The organism is Usitatibacter palustris, assembly GCF_013003985.1.
Taxonomy (GTDB): domain Bacteria; phylum Pseudomonadota; class Gammaproteobacteria; order Burkholderiales; family Usitatibacteraceae; genus Usitatibacter; species Usitatibacter palustris.
The window spans coordinates 2,506,465-2,524,468 of the sequence record NZ_CP053073.1; the positions used below are offsets into that span (position 1 = coordinate 2,506,465).

17 protein-coding genes are annotated in these 18,004 nt (G+C 66.3%); 15 read left to right on the plus strand and 2 right to left on the minus strand.

Features of this window, described 5'->3' with window-relative positions; translation table 11 throughout:
- On the minus strand, window positions 1-1,794 hold the full coding sequence (locus tag DSM104440_RS12210) for a DUF885 domain-containing protein (protein ID WP_171162995.1): 1,794 nt from the start codon (window positions 1,792-1,794) through the stop codon (window positions 1-3).
- A 56-nt stretch (window positions 1,795-1,850) separates the two neighbouring features.
- Between DSM104440_RS12210 and DSM104440_RS12215 the strand changes: the two genes are divergently transcribed.
- Window positions 1,851-2,552 carry a twin-arginine translocation signal domain-containing protein gene (locus tag DSM104440_RS12215; protein WP_171162996.1) on the plus strand — a complete coding sequence of 234 codons (702 nt, stop codon included), beginning with the start codon at window positions 1,851-1,853 and terminating at the stop codon, window positions 2,550-2,552.
- A gap of 156 nt (window positions 2,553-2,708) precedes the next feature.
- Here DSM104440_RS12215 and DSM104440_RS12220 read toward each other — a convergent pair whose 3' ends face one another.
- Window positions 2,709-3,638: a CysB family HTH-type transcriptional regulator gene (locus tag DSM104440_RS12220; RefSeq protein ID WP_425509637.1), complete on the minus strand. Its 930-nt coding sequence runs from the start codon at window positions 3,636-3,638 to the stop codon at window positions 2,709-2,711.
- Window positions 3,639-3,738: 100 nt separating this feature from the next.
- Between DSM104440_RS12220 and DSM104440_RS12225 the strand changes: the two genes are divergently transcribed.
- The 14 genes from DSM104440_RS12225 (at window position 3,739) to DSM104440_RS12290 (ending at window position 17,966) form a co-directional block, all read left to right on the plus strand.
- Window positions 3,739-5,412: a nitrite/sulfite reductase gene (locus DSM104440_RS12225; RefSeq protein ID WP_171163001.1), complete on the plus strand. Its 1,674-nt coding sequence runs from the start codon at window positions 3,739-3,741 to the stop codon at window positions 5,410-5,412.
- The gene (locus DSM104440_RS12230; protein ID WP_171163004.1) at window positions 5,405-5,938 is read left to right on the plus strand and encodes a DUF934 domain-containing protein; all 534 of its coding nucleotides are present in this window, start codon (window positions 5,405-5,407) and stop codon (window positions 5,936-5,938) included. Before DSM104440_RS12225 ends, DSM104440_RS12230 begins: the two co-directional genes overlap by 8 nt.
- Window positions 5,935-6,633, plus strand: coding sequence for a phosphoadenylyl-sulfate reductase (locus tag DSM104440_RS12235; protein WP_171163006.1), 699 nt, complete (start codon window positions 5,935-5,937; stop codon window positions 6,631-6,633). Before DSM104440_RS12230 ends, DSM104440_RS12235 begins: the two co-directional genes overlap by 4 nt.
- Window positions 6,630-7,529, plus strand: a complete 900-nt coding sequence (cysD, locus tag DSM104440_RS12240) for a sulfate adenylyltransferase subunit CysD (RefSeq protein WP_246211983.1) — start codon at window positions 6,630-6,632, stop codon at window positions 7,527-7,529. The genes DSM104440_RS12235 and cysD overlap by 4 nt, the downstream gene beginning before the upstream one ends.
- Window positions 7,529-8,812, plus strand: a complete 1,284-nt coding sequence (locus DSM104440_RS12245) for a sulfate adenylyltransferase subunit 1 (RefSeq protein ID WP_171163010.1) — start codon at window positions 7,529-7,531, stop codon at window positions 8,810-8,812. Before cysD ends, DSM104440_RS12245 begins: the two co-directional genes overlap by 1 nt.
- Window positions 8,805-9,584: a uroporphyrinogen-III C-methyltransferase gene (gene cobA / locus DSM104440_RS12250; protein ID WP_171163012.1), complete on the plus strand. Its 780-nt coding sequence runs from the start codon at window positions 8,805-8,807 to the stop codon at window positions 9,582-9,584. Before DSM104440_RS12245 ends, cobA begins: the two co-directional genes overlap by 8 nt.
- A 53-nt stretch (window positions 9,585-9,637) precedes the next feature.
- Window positions 9,638-10,648 carry a sulfate ABC transporter substrate-binding protein gene (locus DSM104440_RS12255; RefSeq protein WP_171163014.1) on the plus strand — a complete coding sequence of 337 codons (1,011 nt, stop codon included), beginning with the start codon at window positions 9,638-9,640 and terminating at the stop codon, window positions 10,646-10,648.
- 10 nt (window positions 10,649-10,658) lie between these two features.
- On the plus strand, window positions 10,659-11,492 hold the full coding sequence (gene cysT / locus DSM104440_RS12260; RefSeq protein WP_246212156.1) for a sulfate ABC transporter permease subunit CysT: 834 nt from the start codon (window positions 10,659-10,661) through the stop codon (window positions 11,490-11,492).
- Window position 11,493: 1 nt separating this feature from the next.
- Complete coding sequence (cysW, locus tag DSM104440_RS12265) at window positions 11,494-12,357, plus strand: sulfate ABC transporter permease subunit CysW (RefSeq protein ID WP_171163019.1); 864 nt, start codon at window positions 11,494-11,496, stop codon at window positions 12,355-12,357.
- A complete protein-coding gene (locus tag DSM104440_RS12270; protein WP_171163021.1) occupies window positions 12,354-13,355 on the plus strand; it encodes a sulfate/molybdate ABC transporter ATP-binding protein in 1,002 nt (333 codons plus the stop codon). The genes cysW and DSM104440_RS12270 overlap by 4 nt, the downstream gene beginning before the upstream one ends.
- A gap of 20 nt (window positions 13,356-13,375) precedes the next feature.
- Window positions 13,376-14,152: a ferredoxin--NADP reductase gene (locus DSM104440_RS12275; RefSeq protein WP_171163022.1), complete on the plus strand. Its 777-nt coding sequence runs from the start codon at window positions 13,376-13,378 to the stop codon at window positions 14,150-14,152.
- Window positions 14,149-14,616 carry a rhodanese-like domain-containing protein gene (locus tag DSM104440_RS12280; protein WP_246211985.1) on the plus strand — a complete coding sequence of 156 codons (468 nt, stop codon included), beginning with the start codon at window positions 14,149-14,151 and terminating at the stop codon, window positions 14,614-14,616. The genes DSM104440_RS12275 and DSM104440_RS12280 overlap by 4 nt, the downstream gene beginning before the upstream one ends.
- Before the next feature lie 268 nt (window positions 14,617-14,884).
- A complete protein-coding gene (locus DSM104440_RS12285) occupies window positions 14,885-15,847 on the plus strand; it encodes a DmsE family decaheme c-type cytochrome (protein WP_171163024.1) in 963 nt (320 codons plus the stop codon).
- A 10-nt stretch (window positions 15,848-15,857) separates the two neighbouring features.
- Window positions 15,858-17,966: an MtrB/PioB family outer membrane beta-barrel protein gene (locus tag DSM104440_RS12290; protein ID WP_171163026.1), complete on the plus strand. Its 2,109-nt coding sequence runs from the start codon at window positions 15,858-15,860 to the stop codon at window positions 17,964-17,966.
- Window positions 17,967-18,004 lie beyond the last annotated feature (38 nt).

Genomic DNA, 18,004 nt, shown 5'->3' on the forward strand with positions numbered 1-18,004 from the left:
CTACCGCATCAGCTTCGCGATGTCCCGCACCGGCGCGCTGCCGTACGACAGGAACCGGTTGTTGAACCCCTTCACCGAGAACTTCGCGCCCTGCTTCGCACGCAGCTCGTCGCGCAGCGCCGTGATCTCCGCATAGCCGTTGAAGTAGCTGGTGAGCTGCACCTGCGAGAGCGTCGCGCGCAGCCACTTCTCCGTCGCCTCGCGATCCTGCTGGAAGGCTTCGCGCGTCATCATCGTCATCGCTGCTTCGCGTTCGAGACCCATCGTCTGGATCTCGATGTCGAGGATCGTGTTCACGACCGAGCGCAGGTTCCACTTCATCCAGAAGAGCCAGATCTCGGGCGAGAAGTTGTCGTAGCCCGCGTCGAGCATCACCTTCTCGCTGAACACGGCCCAGCCCTCGATCATCGCGCCGTTGCCGAACAGGCTCTTCACCACGCTCGGCGACTTGTTGGCGTGCACGAGCTGCAGGTAGTGGCCGGGAATGGCCTCGTGGATGTTGAGGATCTGCAGCGTCCAGTCGTTGTATTCGCGCAGGAACGATTCGGTCTGCTCGTCCGTGAGGCCCTCGGGCGGCGTCACGTTGTAGTAGGTGTTGGCTTTCGGATCGAAAGGCCCGGGAGAGCTCACCGAAGCGCCGGCGCCCACGCCGCGCATGTAGAGCGGCGTCTCGCGCACGAGCAACGGCCGCGTCGGGTCCTGGTCGAGGAGATCCTTCTCACGCACGAACTTCTCCAGCGAGGGGATCTGCGCGCGGATGGTCTCGACGAATTTCTCGCGCGTCGTGTGCTTGAGCGAGAGCTGGTCGAGCACCGCGCGGATCATCACGAGGCGGTCGGCCGGCATGGGCTTGCCACCCATCACGCGCGGCCACAGCTCGCGCGCCTTCACTTCCATCGCGTCGTGCAGCGCGGCTTTCTCGGCCAGCGCGCGCTTGTGCAGCGAGTCCACCGTGAATCCGGACTGGATGTCGTAGGCGAACTTCTGCTCGTAGAGCGCCTTGCCGATGCGGAAGCTGCGCGCCGGACCCGCCTTGAGCTTCGCCTCGAGCGCGCCCAGGAACGACAGGTAATCTCCGATCGCCACGCGCGCGGCCGCAACCCGCGTCGCGAACAGCGCCTTCTCGTCGGCGGTGAGTCCCGAGGCCGCCACCTTCGCCTGGAGGTCTTCGCCGAACCCGCGCAGCGCGCCGCGGTTCTGGACGATGGCGAGCGTGGTGTATTCGAGCGTCGGATCGGCCACGCTCGCCTGGGCGGCGGCGTAGTAGGCCGGCACTTTCTCCAGGCGTTCGATCACCAGCCGCAGGCGCGCATCGAGCGGCGCGAAATTGGTGTTCAGGATCACGCCGAACTCGCTGCCGACGTTGTACGTGGACGGCTGCCACTGCCAGTTCCTGAATGTCGTGAGGTACCAGCGGCGCGATTCGAAGCGGCTCTTCATCAGGCCATGATCGACGCGGTTCGACGCGTCGAGCGTGGCGACATCGATGCGCGCCAGCGCGGCGAGCTGCCGGTCATAGAAAGCGATGGCCTCGGCGCGGCGCTCGGCATCGGGCACCGTCAATTTCCCGGCGTACTTGTAGTTGCCCGCGCGAATCGCCTGCTCGGGGAACGTCTTCCACATTTCCTCGAGCACGGCGTCGACGTGGCGCCGGAAGCTCGCATTGGCATCGTCTTGCGAAACAGCGGCGGCCGGCGGCGCGGCGGGCTGGGTCGGCGAAGTCGAACAGGCGGGGAGGAAGGCGGCGGAGCAGGCAACGGCGAATGCGGGAACGAGCGAAGTGCGGATGGACATTGTCGGGATGAAAAGGCTGGCAGACGAGGCCCGCAGTATGAGCTATCTTCACGGGCATGGAACGACGCGACTTCGTGAAACTCTGCGCGGCCTCGGCCGCGGGCGCCACGCTCCCCGAAACCTCGCAGGCGAAGGACCTTTCGGCGCGCACCTACAACCGTGTGAAGCTCCTCGACGAACGCGGCCAGCCCGTTCGCGTCGATACGCTCGCGAAGGGCGTGGGCTACGTCTTCGAATATCCGTTCGCATCCACTCCCGCGTTCCTCATTCGCCTCGACAAGCCGGTGGCCGGTGGCGTCGTGCTCAAGACCGAATCGGGCGATGACTACAAATGGGCCGGCGGCGTAGGCCCCGACAAATCCGTGGTCGCGTATTCGGCGATCTGCGCGCACAAGCTCACGTATCCCACCAAGCAAGTGAGCTTCATCGGCTACCGGCACACACCGAGCCCCGTCGCAGGGCCGGGACGCGTCATTACCTGTTGCTCGGACCGCAGCGTCTACGATCCTTCCGCGGGCGCGCGCGTCGTCTCCGGTCCCGCGCCGCAACCGCTGTGCACGATCCTGCTCGAGCACGACGCGAAGGCCGATGAGCTGTACGCGCTCGGCACATTCGGCGGCGAGATGTTCACGGAGTTCTTCAAGCGTTTCGAGTTCCGCCTGCAGATGGAGATGGGCAACCGCACGCGAGCGCAGGCCGATCGCACCGCCACCGTCCGCGAGCTCGCGAACTACAGCGCCCAGTGGGCGCAGTGCTGAAGGTTTCGATCAAGGGAAGGTCTTTTTTAGCTATAACGAGAAATGTCATGGCGTGTCACATTTCGGGCTTCCATGACGGCGTGCGCCGTCTCGGGAAATGTGACACGCCATGACATTTCTCGTTATAGCTAAAAAAGACCTTCCCTTGATCGAAACCTACAGGCCCTCGAACGGATCGGCGCCCCGGTTCTCGAGCCCCTCGAGATCCTCGCGCCGCAGGCGCGGGACGAACATGCGGATGAATTCCACCGTGAAGCTGCGCAGATAAGCACCTCGCTTGTAGGCGAGCCGCGTGGTCTGCGCCGCGAACAGGTGGCCGCAATCGAGCGCGACGAGTCCTTCGTCCTTGCCCTCGCGAAACGCGCGCGAGGAGATGATCCCCACGCCCAGGCCCAGGCTCACGTACGACTTGATCACGTCGGAATCCAGGGCCGTGAGCACGATCTCGGGTGAAAGCCCGCGCGCGGCAAAGCTGCGGTCGACCGACGTGCGGCCCGCGAACATGGGGTCGTACGTGACGATCGGATGCTCGGCGATCGCTTCGAGCGTGAGCCGCTTCAGGCCCGCGAGCGGATGGCCCTCGGGCACGACGACACAGTGATGCCATTGATAGCAGGGCAACGTCACCAGCTCGGGATAGTCGGTGAGCGCCTCGGTGGCGATCGCGAGGTCGGCCTCGCCGGCCAGCACATGCTTGGCGAGTTGGTTCGGATTGCCCTGCAGGAGCTTCAACTTCACCTGTGGAAAACGCTTCTTGAATTCGGTGATCACCGGCGGCAGCGCGTAGCGCGCCTGGGTGTGCGTGATCGCGACCGAAAGCTGGCCCCGGGCGCCCGCGCCGAACTCCTCGCCCACCCCCCGGAGGTTGCCGACCTCGGAAAGGATCCGGTCGATGCGTTCGAGGATTTCGCGGCCCGCATCGGTGATCGAGGTGAGGCGCTTGCCCTGCCGGACGAAGATCGCCGCCCCCAGTTCCTTCTCCAGTTCCCGCAACTGCCGCGAGACCCCGGGTTGGGAGGTGTGGAGCGCCGCCGCGGCCGCCGACACGTTGAGATCGCGCTTGGCGACCTCTTGGGCGTATTTCAATTGCTGTAGATTCATGGACTTACCTTTATATACGAATATCGCATATCAATAGCATAACAAAGTATTTTTCAGGCATATAGGGTGTGGCTACGATCCGCGCATGTACCGCTATGACGCCATCGACCACGCCATCGTCGCCGACCGGGTTGCGCAGTTCCGCGACCAGACGCGCCGCTTCCTCGCCGGCCAACTGACGGAGGACGAGTTCCGACCGCTGCGCCTGCAGAACGGGCTCTACATCCAGCGCCATGCGCCGATGCTCCGGGTCGCCGTGCCTTACGGAATCCTCTCCTCGACCCAGCTTCGGAGGCTGGCTCGCATCGCCCGCGTGTACGACCGCGGGTACGGCCACTTCACGACGCGCCAGAACATCCAGTACAACTGGCCCAAGCTCGAGCAGGTGCCCGAGATCCTCGCCGAGCTCGCGGAAGTCGAGATGCACGCGATCCAGACGAGCGGCAACTGCGTGCGCAACATCACGACCGATCACTTCGCCGGCGTCGCGCCCGACGAGCACGTCGATCCGCGCGCGCTCTCCGAGATCCTGCGCCAGTGGTCGACGTTCCATCCGGAGTTCGCCTACCTGCCGCGCAAGTTCAAGATCGCGCTCAACGGCGCCGACGACGACCGCGCCGCCACGCTGCTGCACGACATCGGCCTGCATGCCGTGAAGAACAACCTGGGCGAGCTGGGCCTGCGCGTGATCGTGGGTGGCGGCATGGGCCGCACGCCGATGATCGGCCACGTGATCCGCGAGTTCCTGCCGTGGCGCCACATGCTCACCTATGTCGAAGCGGTCCTGCGCGTCTACAACCGCTTCGGCCGCCGCGACAACATGTACAAGGCCCGCATCAAGATCCTCGTGAAGGCGATCGGCCCCGAGGAGTTCGCGAGACAGGTCGAGACCGAATGGGCGCTCACCAAGGATTCGCCCTCGGTCATCACCAACGAGGAATACGAGCGCGTGGCCGGGCACTTCACCGCCCCCGCCTACGAGAAGCTGCCCAACGTCGAAGCGAGCTACATCGAGGCACTCGCCGACAGCCGCGCGTTCTCGCAGTGGACGCAGCGCAACGTGCACGCGCACAAGGTCGACGGCTACGCCGCCGTGACGCTCTCGCTCAAGAAGTCCGGCGTGCCTCCGGGCGATGCCACCGCCGAGCAGATGGACTGGGTCGCGGATCTCGCCGACCGCTACAGCTTCGGCGAGCTGCGCGTGTCGCACGAACAGAACCTGATCCTCTCCGACGTGAAGAAGCGCGACCTCTTCGAGCTGTGGCTCGCGGCGAAGTCGCAGGGCCTCGCCACGCCGAACGTGGGCCTGCTCACCAACATCGTGTGCTGCCCCGGCGGCGACTTCTGCTCGCTCGCCAACGCGAAGTCGATCCCGATCGCGCAGGCGATCCAGGAGCGCTTCGACGACCTGGACTACCTGCACGATATCGGCGAGCTCGACCTCAACATCTCGGGCTGCATGAATTCCTGCGGCCACCACCACATCGGCCACATCGGCATCCTCGGCGTGGATAAGAACGGCGCCGAGTGGTACCAGATCTCGATCGGCGGCGCGCAGGGCACCAAGGCCGCGCTGGGCGACGTGATCGGCCCGTCGTTCGCGGCCGCCGACGTACCCGACGTCATCTCGAAGCTGATCGACACCTACGTCGAGATCCGCCACGACGACGAGCCGTTCGTCGACACGGTGCATCGCGTCGGCATCGCGCCGTTCAAGTCGCGCGTGTACTCCGAAGAGAAGGCCGTGGCCCATGCCTGACGTGACCCTCCCGACGCTGGTCTTTCGCCGCGGCGATGTCGAAGCCGATCCCTGGACGTTCATCGGGCTCGACGGCATCGATCCGCTGGCACCCCTGCCCGATGGGCCCGTCGCCGTGCCGCTCTCGCAATGGCGCCTGCAACGCGCCTCGCTGTGCGCGCGCCACGGCCGCGTCGGCGTGTGGCTCGCTCCCGACGACGACCCGCAGCTTCTCGCCGATGACTTCGGCCTCCTGACGCTCGTCGCGATCCGCTTCCCGAAATTCACCGACGGCCGTGGCTACTCGACGGCCGTGGTGGTCCGCCGCAACGGCTACAAGGGCGAGCTGCGCGCCTTCGGCGACATCGGCCTCGACCAGGTCTTCTACCTGTCGCGCTGCGGCTTCGACGCGTTCTCGCTCAAGCCCGGCCTCGACCCGGGCGACGCCGCTCGCCACCTGCGCGACTTCGGCAACACGTACCAGGCCGCCGTCGACAATCCGCTGCCGCTGTTCCGGCGCCGCCAGCTTGCGAGAGGTGCCGCGTGAGCTTCGAAGACCGCATCGTCCGTTCACGACGCCTGCTCGCCGCCGTCGAGAAGAACCACTCGCCGGCCGTGTTCACCTCGAGCTTCGGCGCCGAGGACATGGTGGTGCTCGACCTGATCGCCCGCGACGGCCTCGCCATCGAGATCGCCACGCTAGACACCGGGCGGCTGCCGAAGGAAACCCTCGACCTCATCGCGAAGGTGCGCCACGACTACGCGATCGACATCACGATTCACAGTCCGTGGCCCGAGAGCATCGATGCGTACATCGAGGAGTACGGCATCGACGGCTTCTACGACGGCATCGAGCAGCGCAAGGCGTGCTGCGCGGTGCGCAAGGTGGAGCCGCTCAACCGGGCGCTGGCCGGCAAGCGCGCGTGGGTCACGGGCCTGCGCCGCGAGCAATCGGATTCCCGCGCGAAGCTGGTGGAGTCGGAAGCCGACACCGCGCGCCGCCTCTGGAAATTCAACCCGCTCGTCGAGTGGACCGACGAGGACGTCTGGCAATACCTGCGGCTGAACTCGGTGCCCTGGAACAAGCTCCACGACCGCGGCTATCCGTCGATCGGCTGCGAGCCATGCACGCGCGCCGTGCGCCAGGGCGAGCATCCCCGCGCCGGGCGCTGGTGGTGGGAGCAGGAGGACGCGAAGAAGGAATGCGGCCTGCACGTGATCCCGCTGAAGGAAATCGCATGACGGCCCTGTCGCATCTCGACGCGCTCGAGTCCGAAGCGATCCACATCCTGCGCGAGACCGTCGCGGAAGTGCGCAATCCGGCCGTGCTGTTCTCGGGCGGCAAGGACTCGATCGTGCTGCTTCGCCTGGCGGAAAAGGCGTTCCGGCCCGATCGCTTCCCCTTCCCGCTGCTGCACATCGACACCGAGCACAACTTCAAGGAAGTGATCGACTTCCGCGATGCGCGCGCCGCGGAGCTCGGCGAGACGCTCATCGTTCGCTCCGTCGGCGACTCCATCCGTTCCGGCCGCGTCCACCTGCGCACGCCCGACGAAAGCCGCAATGTCCACCAGTCGGTGACGCTGCTCGATGCGGTGCAGGAGCTCGGCCTCGATGCCCTGTTCGGGGGTGCGCGCCGCGACGAGGAGAAGGCCCGCGCGAAGGAGCGCGTCATCTCGCACCGCAACGCCTTCGGGCAGTGGGATCCGCGCAACCAGCGTCCCGAGCTCTGGAGCCTGTACAACGCGCGCGTCGCCCCCGGCGAACACCTGCGCGTCTTCCCGATTTCCAACTGGACCGAGCTCGACGTGTGGCAATACATCCGCCGCGAGGACCTCGCCGTCCCGTCGATCTACTTCGCCCACAAGCGCGAGGTGGTCGAGCGCCGCGGCCTGCTCGTGCCGGTCACGCCGCTCACGCCGCCCCGCGCCGGCGAGAAGATCCGCAACCTCAATGTGCGCTTCCGCACCGTGGGCGATATCACCTGCACCTGCCCGGTCGCGTCGGATGCCGCAACGGTCGACCAGATCATCGCCGAGACGGCCGTGAGCACGCTCACCGAGCGCGGCGCCACGCGCCTCGACGACCAGACGTCGGAAGCCTCGATGGAGCTGCGCAAGAAGGAAGGCTACTTCTGATGACCGCCACCCTCGCGCGTCTTCCTGCGGCGGACACGCTGCGTGTCGCGACCTCGGGTTCGGTCGACGACGGCAAGAGCACGCTCATCGGGCGCCTGCTGTTCGATTCGAAGTCGCTGCTTGCCGACCAGCTCGCCACCGTGCAGCGCGATACCGCACGTCGTGGCGCGAGCGGTGTCGATCTCGCGCTGCTGACCGACGGCCTCACCGCCGAACGCGAGCAGGGCATCACGATCGACGTCGCCTACCGCTACTTCGCCACCGCGCGCCGGCGCTTCATCCTCGCCGACACGCCCGGCCACGAGCAGTACACGCGCAACATGGTGACCGGCGCTTCCCAGGCCGACCTCGCGATCATCCTCGTCGATGCGCGCTCCGGGATCCTGCCGCAGACCAAGCGCCACGCCGCGCTGGTGGCCCTGCTTCGCATTCCGCACGTGGCGCTGGCCGTGAACAAGATGGACCTCGTCGATTTCGATCGCGGCGTGTTCGAGCGCGTGCGCGACGATTTCCTCGCCCTCACCGCGTCGCTCGGCTTCGAAGGCGTCACCTCGATTCCGCTGTCCGCGCTCGAAGGCGACATGGTCGTCGATCGCGGCGAGCACCTCGGCTGGTACCAAGGCCCCACCCTTCTCGAATTCCTGGAATCCGTCACGACCGAGCGCCGCGTCACCGGCCCGTGGCGCTTTCCGGTGCAGCTTGTTTCGCGCTCCCGCTACGGTGCGCGCAACGAAAGCCGCGGATACCTCGGCCGCATCGAAAACGGTGCGGTCGAGGTCGGCGATGAAATCCGCGTCTGGCCCTCGGGCGTCACCGCGCGCATCGCGCAGATCGTGACGCTCGACGGCTCGCTCGACATCGCGGGTGCCGGCCGCTCCGTCTCGCTGATCCTCGACCGGCAGGTCGACGTGGCCCGCGGCGACCTTCTTACGCACGCGAAGCAGGCGCCCGTCGTCACCGACCGCTTCGCCGCGCGCCTCGCCTGGCTCAGCCCCACGCCGCTCGACACGCGCCGCGCGTATCTCGTGAAGCACGGCACCGCGGTCGTGAAGGCACGCATCGCCGGTGTCGATGATCGCCTCGACATCCAGACGCTGCAGCCCATTGCCGGTCCCGCGACGCTCGGTGCGAATGACATCGGTCGCGTGCGCGTCGAAACTGCGCGCGCACTCCCCCTCGACCGCTACGCCGAGGTTCGCGCGACCGGCTCCTTCCTCCTGATCGACGAAGCGACCAACGCCACCGTCGCCGCCGGCCTCGTCGAGGAGCTGGCGCATGGGTAAGGTCTGGCTCGTCGGCGCCGGCCCGGGCGCTCCCGATCTGCTCACGCTGCGCGCAGCTCGCCTGCTCGAAGCGGCCGACATCGTTTTCTACGACGCGCTCGTGCATCCGGAGACGCTGGCACTCGCGAAACGCGCGCGCCTCGTGGATGTGGGCAAGCGCAACGGCAAGGTTTCCACCGAGCAACGCTTCACGAACCGCGCGCTGGTCGAAGCCGCGAAGACCCACGCCACCGTCGTGCGCCTCAAGGGCGGCGACCCGATGCTGTTCGGCCGTGCGCATGAAGAGCTCGAAGCGCTGGCTGCCGCGGGCATCGAAACCGAAGTGGTTCCGGGCATCACCGCCGCGCTCGCCGCGAGCGCCTCGCTCAAGCTTTCGCTCACTCGCCGCGGGCTCTCGCGCAACGTCGCGTTCGTCACGCCGCGCGCCGGCGAAGGCCAGTCGCCCGCCGAATGGCTGGCGGTCGCTTCGTCCGCGGACACCGTGGCGATGTATATGGCCGCCACGCAAGCCGCGCAGGTCGCCGCCGACCTCATCGCGGCCGGCCGCTCGCCCGACACGCCCGCCGTCTTCATTGAAAACGCGTCGCTGTCCAATGAGCGGCGCGTCGCTACCCGTCTCGATTCACTGCGCAACGGCCCGGCGCCCACCTTTGAAGGGCCCGCGCTCCTGCTCGTCGGAGAAGTCTTCAGGGAAGTCTCGCTTGGTGCCATGGAACACGAGGCGGAAGTTCGTCTCGCCGTGACCGAGCGATGTCGGGCCCGCTCGGCCTGACGGCTTTCCGCCGGCGCCCCGCGCCGGTTCATCAACGACTTCACGGAGCAACCATGATCCGCAAGACCGCTGTTCGCAGTTTCCTCGTCGCCGCATTTCTCGCCGGCGGCATCGCCCACGCCGACGTCACCCTCCTCAACGTGTCGTACGACCCGACGCGCGAGCTCTACGCCGACTTCAACAAGGCCTTCTCCGCCCAATGGGAGGCGAGGAACAAGGAGAAGGTCACGGTGAAGCAATCGCACGGCGGCTCGGGAAAGCAGGCCCGCTCCGTGATCGACGGCCTCGAGGCCGACGTGGTGACGCTCGCCCTCGCCTACGACATCGACGCCATCTCCGAGAAGGCGAAGCTGCTGCCCGCCGATTGGCAGAAGCGCCTGCCGCAGAACAGCACGCCTTACACGTCGACGATCGTGTTCCTCGTGCGCAAGGGCAATCCCAAGGGCATCAAGGACTGGGATGACCTCACCAAGCCCGGCGTGGCGGTGATCACCCCGAACCCGAAGACCTCGGGTGGCGCGCAGTGGAACTACCTCGCCGCCTGGGAATACGCGAAGCGCAAGAACGGCGGGAGCGAAGCGAAGGCGAAGGAATTCGTCACCGCGCTCTACAAGAACGTGCCGGTGCTCGATTCGGGCGCGCGCGGCTCGACGGTGACCTTCGTCGAGCGCGGCATCGGCGACGTCTTCATCTCGTGGGAGAACGAGGCGTTCCTGTCGATCAAGGAGCTCGGTCCCGACAAATTCGAGATCGTGGTCCCGCCGCTGTCGATCCTCGCCGAGCCGCCCGTGGCCGTCGTCGACAAGGTCGTCGACAAGCGCGGCACGCGCAAGCAGGCCGAGGCCTACCTCAAGTACCTGTACACGGAGGAAGGGCAGGAGATCGCGGCGAAGCACTACTACCGCCCGACCAACGCAAAGGTGGCCCAGAAGTACGCGAGCCAGTTCCCGAAGGTCACGCTCTTCACGATCGGCGATGCGTTCGGCGGCTGGCAGAAGGCCTCGAAGACGCACTTCCAGGACGGCGGCACGTTCGACCAGATCTACCAGCCGGGGAAGAAGTAGCGTGTCCTTCCTGCAACGACGCCACAGCGTGCTCCCGGGGTTCAACCTCGCCCTCGGGTTCACGGTGCTCTATCTCAGCCTGATCGTCCTGATCCCGCTCTCGGCGGCGTTCATCAAGACGTTCACGCTCACGTGGGACCAGTTCGTCACGCACGTGACGAACCCCCGCGTGCTGGCGTCGCTGCGGCTCACCTTCGGTGCGTCGTTCATCGCAGCACTCATCAATGCGGTGTTCGGCCTGCTCGTGGCCTGGGTGCTGGTGCGCTACAAATTCCCGGGCCGCCGCTTCATCGACGCGCTCGTGGACCTCCCGTTCGCGTTGCCCACCGCGGTTGCGGGCATCGCACTCACGGCGATCTACGCGCCCAACGGCTGGCTCGGGAAGCCCTTGATGGATCTCTTCGGCCTCAAGGTCGCGTTCACGCCGCTGGGCGTGCTGGTCGCGCTTACCTTCATCGGAATGCCGTTCGTCGTCCGCACGGTGCAGCCGGTGCTCGAGGACCTGGAGCGCGAGCTCGAGGAGGCCGCGCAGTCGCTGGGTGCGAGCCGCCTGCAGACGTTCGTGCGCGTCGTCCTGCCCACCGTCCTGCCGGCGCTGCTCACGGGGTTCGCGCTCGCCTTCGCGCGCGCGATCGGCGAGTACGGCTCGGTGATCTTCATCGCCGGCAACATGCCGATGGTCTCCGAGATCGCGCCGCTCATGATCATCACCAAGCTCGAGCAGTACGACTACGCGGGCGCGACCGCGATCGCCGTCGTGATGCTCGTCGCGTCCTTCATCCTGCTGCTGGGCATCAACGGATTGCAGTGGTGGTCGCGGCGCCATGCGGAGCGCAAGAACTGACATGGCCGCCGTGCTCGCTTCTCCCGCCCCCGCCGTGCGCGCTCGCCGCGCGCAGCGCCCGATCCCGTGGGTTCCGATCGCGTTGGTGGGCGTGGCTCTCCTCTACCTCACGGCATTCCTCTTCATCCCGCTCTTCGCGGTCTTCTTCGAGGCACTGAAGAAGGGCTGGGGCGTGTACCTCGCGGCCATCAGCGAGCCCGATGCCTGGGCCGCGATCCGCCTCACGCTCATCGCTGCGGCCATCGCCGTGCCGCTCAATCTCGTCTTCGGGATCGCTGCGGCCTGGGCCATCGCGAAGTTCGACTTCCGCGGCAAGAGCGCGCTGATCACGCTGATCGACCTGCCCTTCTCCGTGTCACCCGTGGTCTCGGGCCTCATCTACGTGCTGATCTTCGGCCTTCAGGGCTGGCTGGGCCCGTGGCTGCAGGGACACGACGTGAAGATCATCTTCGCGGTGCCGGGCATCGTGCTCGCGACCGTCTTCGTCACGTTCCCGTTCGTCGCGCGCGAGCTGATCCCCCTCATGCAGGCGCAGGGGCGTGAAGAGGAGGAAGCCGCCGTGCTGCTGGGTGCGAACGGCTGGCAGCTCCTGTGGCGCGTGACGCTGCCCAACGTGAAGTGGGGCCTGCTCTACGGCGTGATCCTCTGCAACGCGCGTGCGATGGGCGAGTTCGGCGCGGTGTCGGTGGTCTCCGGTCACATCCGCGGCATGACCAACACGCTGCCGCTGCATGTGGAGATTCTCTACAACGAGTACCAGTTCGCGGCGGCCTTCGCGTGCGCTTCGCTCCTGGCCCTCCTCGCCCTCGTCACGCTGGCCCTCAAGACGTGGGTCGAGTCGCATCAACGAAAGGAATCCCGATGAGCATCTCGATCGCCGGCGTCTCGAAGAACTTCGGCAGCTTCAGCGCATTGAACGACGTGACGCTCGACATCGCGCCCGGCGAGCTCGTGGCGCTGCTCGGCCCATCGGGCTCCGGCAAGACCACGTTGCTGCGCGTGATCGCCGGGCTCGAGCGCCCCGACCGCGGTTCGGTGCACTTCGAGGGCGAGGACATCACCGACCAGCGCGTGCAGGACCGCGGCGTGGGCTTCGTCTTCCAGCACTACGCGCTCTTCCGGCACATGACGATCTTCGAGAACGTAGCCTTCGGCCTGCGCGTGCGCCCGCGCGCGGAACGTCCGACCGACGCGCAAATCCACCGCAAGGTGAAGTCGCTGCTCGAGCTCGTGCAGCTCGACTGGCTCGCGGACCGCTACCCGCACCAGCTCTCCGGCGGCCAACGCCAGCGCATCGCGCTCGCCCGCGCGCTCGCGATCGAACCCAAGGTGCTCTTGCTCGACGAACCCTTCGGCGCGCTCGACGCCAAGGTGCGCAAGGAACTTCGTCGCTGGCTTCGCCGCCTGCACGACGAAATCCACCTCACAAGCGTGTTCGTCACGCACGACCAGGAAGAAGCGCTCGAGGTCGCCGACCGCGTGGTCGTCTTCAACCACGGGAAGATCGAGCAGGTGGGCACGCCTTCCGAGGTGTATGACACGCCCGCCTCGCCCTTCGTCTACCAGTTCATCGGCCACGTGAACGAGCTGGCGAGCGACGAGGGTGTGGCCTACGTGCGCCCGCACGAGATCGACGTCGTCGACGCCTCGCATCCGAATGCCGTGCAAGCGCTGCTCGAGCACGTCGTGCGCCTGGGCCCGCGCGTGCGCCTCGAGCTCCTCGCCACCGCGGGCAACACACCGCTCGAAGTCGAGCTCACCGCCGACGCGTTCGCCTCGCTGAACATCAAGGCCGGGGACACGCTGCACGTCGTGCCCCGCAGCGCACGGGTGTTCCCGATCGCCGACGCCAGGGCCGCCTGATTCCCAACCGTAACGACGCCATGCAAACCAACGACAAGTTCACCATCGAGACCATCACGGACGTGCGTCCGTGGACCGATTCGCTGTTTTCCTTCCGCACCACGCGCGATCGCGGCTACCGCTTCGTGCCGGGGCAGTTCGCGCGCATCGGCGTGCAGGACGAATCCTCCGGCGAGAAGATCTGGCGCGCGTATTCCATCGCGTCGGCGAGCTACGACGAGCACCTGGAGTTCTTCTCGGTGGTCGTGCCCGGGGGCGCGTTCACGAGCCGCCTCTCCCAGCTGAAGGAAGGCGATCCCATCCTCGTCGAGCGCAAGAGCTATGGCTTTCTCACCACCGACCGTTTCGAGCAGGGCCGCGACCTCTGGATGCTCGCCACCGGCACGGGCCTCGCACCCTTCCTCTCCATCCTCCACGAGTTCGAGACCTGGGAGCACTACGACAACCTGGTGCTCGTGCAGAGCGTGCGCACGCAAGCCGAGCTCGCCTACGAGGACCTCATCCGCGGCTTCGAGGGCAGCGAGTACTACGGCGAATTCGCGCACAAGCTTCGCTACGTTCGCATCGTCACGCGCGAACCGGTCGAAGGCGCGCTCGGCGACCGCGTGACCAAGCTCCTCACGAGCCACGTGCTCGAAGACAACGTCGGCCTCAAGCTCGACCACGACCGCTCGCGCATCATGCTGTGCGGCAATCCGGAGATGGTCGAGGATTCCCGCAAGCTCCTCATCGACCGCGGTTTCAAGCTTTCGCGCCGCGGCGAGCCCGGACACCTCGCGGTGGAGAACTACTGGTGAGCGCGCGCGAAGGCGGCGCCGAGGTGCTGGCGGCCATCCTCGAGCGCGCCGGCGAGCGAGCGCGCTCGAAAGGCCTGGGCTACGCGGGCGAGCTCACGCCGTCGGAGGCCTGGCGCCTGCACACCGCGGGTGCCGCACGCATCGTGGACGTGCGCACGAAGCCCGAGTTCGAGCTCGTGGGCCGCGTCCCCGACACGCCGCTCATCGAATGGCGGCGCTACGGCGACACCCAACCGAATCCGAATTTCCTGCGCGAGCTGGCCGGCGTGGTCGCGCCCGACGAGCCCGTCCTCTTCCTGTGCCGCAGCGGGGTGCGTTCGCACCACGCCGCGGAGCTCGCAACCCATGCCGGGTACCCGAGCGCGTTCAACATCAGCGAGGGGTTCGAAGGCGAGCTCGACGACACCTCGCGTCGCGGCGCATCCGGCTGGCGCGCCGCAGGCCTTCCCTGGGAGCAAAACTAGCGCACGACACGATCACCTATCCGGCGAGCACCGGCCGCAACTTCAAAGGCGCGTTCTCGCAAGGGTCCGCGCCTTTTTCCTTTTTTCTTTCGCGCGAATGCATGGCTGGCGGCCACCGCTTTTGATTTGGATCAACCTTGGCGTTGATTCGATGGTTGACAAGAGGGGCTGCAAAGGCAAACCATTGCGGGGAATAACAAAAAGCCGCTGACACCGACCCCAAGCAACCCCGGCGAAGCCATCAGCACCGGGATACGAGGTGAAGCAAATGCGACTCCTGCCCCGCTGTGCTGCGACCGCCGTCGCCGCATTGGCCTTGCTTGTAGGCCTTCCCGCTTCTTCCCAGACTGCCCCACCCGCCAAGGAACCCGCGAAGGAAAAGTACGCGCCTGCGACGCCGGTCTGCGCGGGCTGCCACGCGCAATCGCATGAGTCGATCGCGATGTCCCATCATGGTGCGAAGAACGATGCCGGCGGGAGCATGTGCCAGGCGTGCCACGGCGACGCCTCCGAACACATCAAGGATCCCACCACGAACAAGATGGTCAACAAGTTCGTGAAGGCGCCGGCCGCCGAGAAAAGCGCGGTTTGCCTCACGTGCCACACCACGAACCGGCACCTCGCGTTCTGGGAGTCGGGCAAGCACTCGAAGAACGATGTGGCCTGCTCGGATTGCCACAATATCCATGGCAAGGCCAAGGCGGCGACCGTGGCGCCCTACACCACGACCTCGCGCCCGCTCGAAGCCGACACCTGCGGCACCTGCCACAAGCAAGTGCGCAATGCCGCGCTCAAGCCCTCGCACCACCCGATCATCGAAGGCAAGGTGAAGTGCTCCGACTGTCACAATCCGCACGGTGCCGTCACTCCTGCGATGCTCAAGCACGAAACGGTCAACCAGCAGTGCTTCTCCTGCCACGCCGACAAGCGCGGCCCCTTCGTCTTCGGGCATCCGCCGGTCGAGGAGAACTGCCTCACGTGCCACACGCCGCACGGCTCCTCGCATGAAAAGCTCCTGACGGAGAAGGCGCCCAACCTCTGCCAGGACTGCCACGTGACGGGTCGCCATCCCACCAGCTTCTACGGCTCGGGCCAGGGCTGGAACCTTCCAAGCGGGGCTCCCAACAGCGCCGTCAGCTCGCGCTTCATCGCGCGGGGCTGCCTCAACTGCCACAACTCGGTCCACGGCTCCAACGCCCCGACCAGCCGTGGCAAGTTCCTGATCCGATAGGAAGGCGACCATGAACCGCAAACTGATCGCAATCCTCGTCGCCAACGTCTTCGCGGCCGCGACCTCGCCCGCCTTCGCGCAGTCGAGCGACTTCAGCGTCACCGGTACCGCCAGCGTCGGCGGAATCATGACGGACACAAACGCCGTCGACGCGTCGAAACTCAACGAGTACCAGGACCTCTCCAGCGGCCTGATGACCCTGTTCGACATCCGCGGACGCGGCAGCCGATACTGGTTCGACCTCTTCGGCGAGAACCTCGGCCGCGACGACCAGTACATCGCGATGCGCGGCGGCCTCTATGACGTCTTCAAGTACCGCCTCTCCAGCGATTCGCTGCGCCACAACTTCCTCTTCAACGGTCGCACGCCCTACAGCGGTGCCGGCAGCGACATTCAGACGGCGGCCCCCCCCTTCCCGCGCCTCAACCAAGGCACGTGGAACAACATCGACATGGGCTACAAGCGTCGCGACGACGCGGGCATGTTCGAGTACCAGGGAACCGATCCGTGGTACTTCCGCGTCGACGGCAACCAGGTGACCACGAAGGGCACGAAGCCCGGCGCCGCTTCGCAGGGCCTGAGCCCGGGCAACGGCTTCGTGGACCTCTCGCTTCCAGTCGACTACGTCACGCGCAACGTGAGCGTCGAGGGCGGCTATACGACCCGCACGATGCACTTCAACGTGTCGTGGATGACCAGCAAGTTCGAGACCGACAACGAAGCCGTCACCTGGCAGAACGGGTACTGGGGCAACGGGATCGACCGCACGGCGCTCGCGGCCGACAACAAGTACACGCGGGTCATGGCCAACGCCACGTTCCGGCAACTGCCGCTCGCGACCACGCTCGCCGCGCGCTACACCAGCGACGAGCTGGAGAGCGATGTGGGACTCCCGGGTTCCGTCCTGAGCACCACCACGGGCGGCACGTCGCCGACCGGGGCGACGAGCAGCACTTTCGGCGGCAAGGTGACCAACAAGACCCTGACGCTCTCGGCGGTGTCCGCGCCGATGAAAGCGCTCGACACGCGGCTCTACTACAACTACCGCGAGCGCGACGACGAGTCGTCCACGGTGAGCTTCGAGAACGGCGCCTACGTGACCGAGCCGTTCTCGTACGAGAAGGACAACTACGGATTCGAGGCCTTCTACCGCCTCGATCGCGGCAACCGCATCGGCGTGGGCTACGACTACCTTGAAACGGACCGCGAGGGCCGGAGCGACTTCGACCGAACCAAGGACCGGCGCCTGTTCGCCGAATGGAAGAGCACGTCGCTCGAGGATCTTTCCGCGCGCCTGAAGTACCAGCGGCTCGAGCGCGAATCGAACTTCCTCCATGCCAACGACGGGACGAGCAGCACCGACGTCAACTACCTCAACCGCTACGTGACGGCGTTCGACCTTTCGAACGTGGACCAGGACCTCTGGAAGCTCACGCTCGACTGGACGCCGTTCGCGAACCTCGACCTGGGCTTCGAAGGCATCATCAAGAACAACAAGTTCAAGGACAACTCGCTGGGCCGGCTCAAGGACGACCGGCGTGAAATCTACGTGAACGCGTCATACGCGATTCCCGGCGGCGCCAGGTTCACCGTGTTCGGCGACTCCGAGGAGATCAAGTACGACTCGACACACCGCATCATCGGCTCAGGCACGACGACCGGCGCGTACGATCCGGCCTCTCCCGCGAACGCGAGCAACTACAACTGGTCGGGGAAGATCAAGGACCGCAACTGGGCGGTGGGCGCTGCGTTCGACTGCCCGATGGGCGAGAAGCTCTCGATCAAGGCCTCGGCCATCTACTACAAGACCGACGGAACCGTCGACCTCGCGCTGCAGGATGGCGTCCCCACTTCGGTCACGCGGCCGCTTCCGATCGCCGACTGGGATGACACGCGGCGCACCTCGTTCACGCTCAAGGCGGTGTACGCCTTCAGCAAGACGTGGTCCTTCACCGCGGGCTACGCGTACGAGCGCTACGAGTACAAGGACTCCCAGTTCGACGGATATCGCTACACCATCCCGGCGTCGACCAATCAGGACAGCTACCTCTCCGGCGTCTACGCCAACCCGCAGTACAAGGCCAACTTCCTCTACGGGCTGGTGAACTACCGCTTCTGAAAGTGAAACGGGCCGCAGCTAACGCTGCGGCCCGTTCT

Bases quoted from the DNA above. Each gene is read 5' to 3' on its own strand.
- DSM104440_RS12210 (WP_171162995.1), bottom strand. From the start codon at position 1,794: ATGTCCATCCGCACTTCGCTCGTTCCCGCATTCGCCGTTGCCTGCTCC.
- DSM104440_RS12215 (WP_171162996.1), top strand. From the start codon at position 1,851: ATGGAACGACGCGACTTCGTGAAACTCTGCGCGGCCTCGGCCGCGGGC.
- DSM104440_RS12225 (WP_171163001.1), top strand. From the start codon at position 3,739: ATGTACCGCTATGACGCCATCGACCACGCCATCGTCGCCGACCGGGTT.
- DSM104440_RS12230 (WP_171163004.1), top strand. From the start codon at position 5,405: ATGCCTGACGTGACCCTCCCGACGCTGGTCTTTCGCCGCGGCGATGTC.
- cysD (WP_246211983.1), top strand. From the start codon at position 6,630: ATGACGGCCCTGTCGCATCTCGACGCGCTCGAGTCCGAAGCGATCCAC.
- DSM104440_RS12245 (WP_171163010.1), top strand. From the start codon at position 7,529: ATGACCGCCACCCTCGCGCGTCTTCCTGCGGCGGACACGCTGCGTGTC.
- cobA (WP_171163012.1), top strand. From the start codon at position 8,805: ATGGGTAAGGTCTGGCTCGTCGGCGCCGGCCCGGGCGCTCCCGATCTG.
- DSM104440_RS12255 (WP_171163014.1), top strand. From the start codon at position 9,638: ATGATCCGCAAGACCGCTGTTCGCAGTTTCCTCGTCGCCGCATTTCTC.
- cysW (WP_171163019.1), top strand. From the start codon at position 11,494: ATGGCCGCCGTGCTCGCTTCTCCCGCCCCCGCCGTGCGCGCTCGCCGC.
- DSM104440_RS12270 (WP_171163021.1), top strand. From the start codon at position 12,354: ATGAGCATCTCGATCGCCGGCGTCTCGAAGAACTTCGGCAGCTTCAGC.
- DSM104440_RS12275 (WP_171163022.1), top strand. From the start codon at position 13,376: ATGCAAACCAACGACAAGTTCACCATCGAGACCATCACGGACGTGCGT.
- DSM104440_RS12285 (WP_171163024.1), top strand. From the start codon at position 14,885: ATGCGACTCCTGCCCCGCTGTGCTGCGACCGCCGTCGCCGCATTGGCC.
- DSM104440_RS12290 (WP_171163026.1), top strand. From the start codon at position 15,858: ATGAACCGCAAACTGATCGCAATCCTCGTCGCCAACGTCTTCGCGGCC.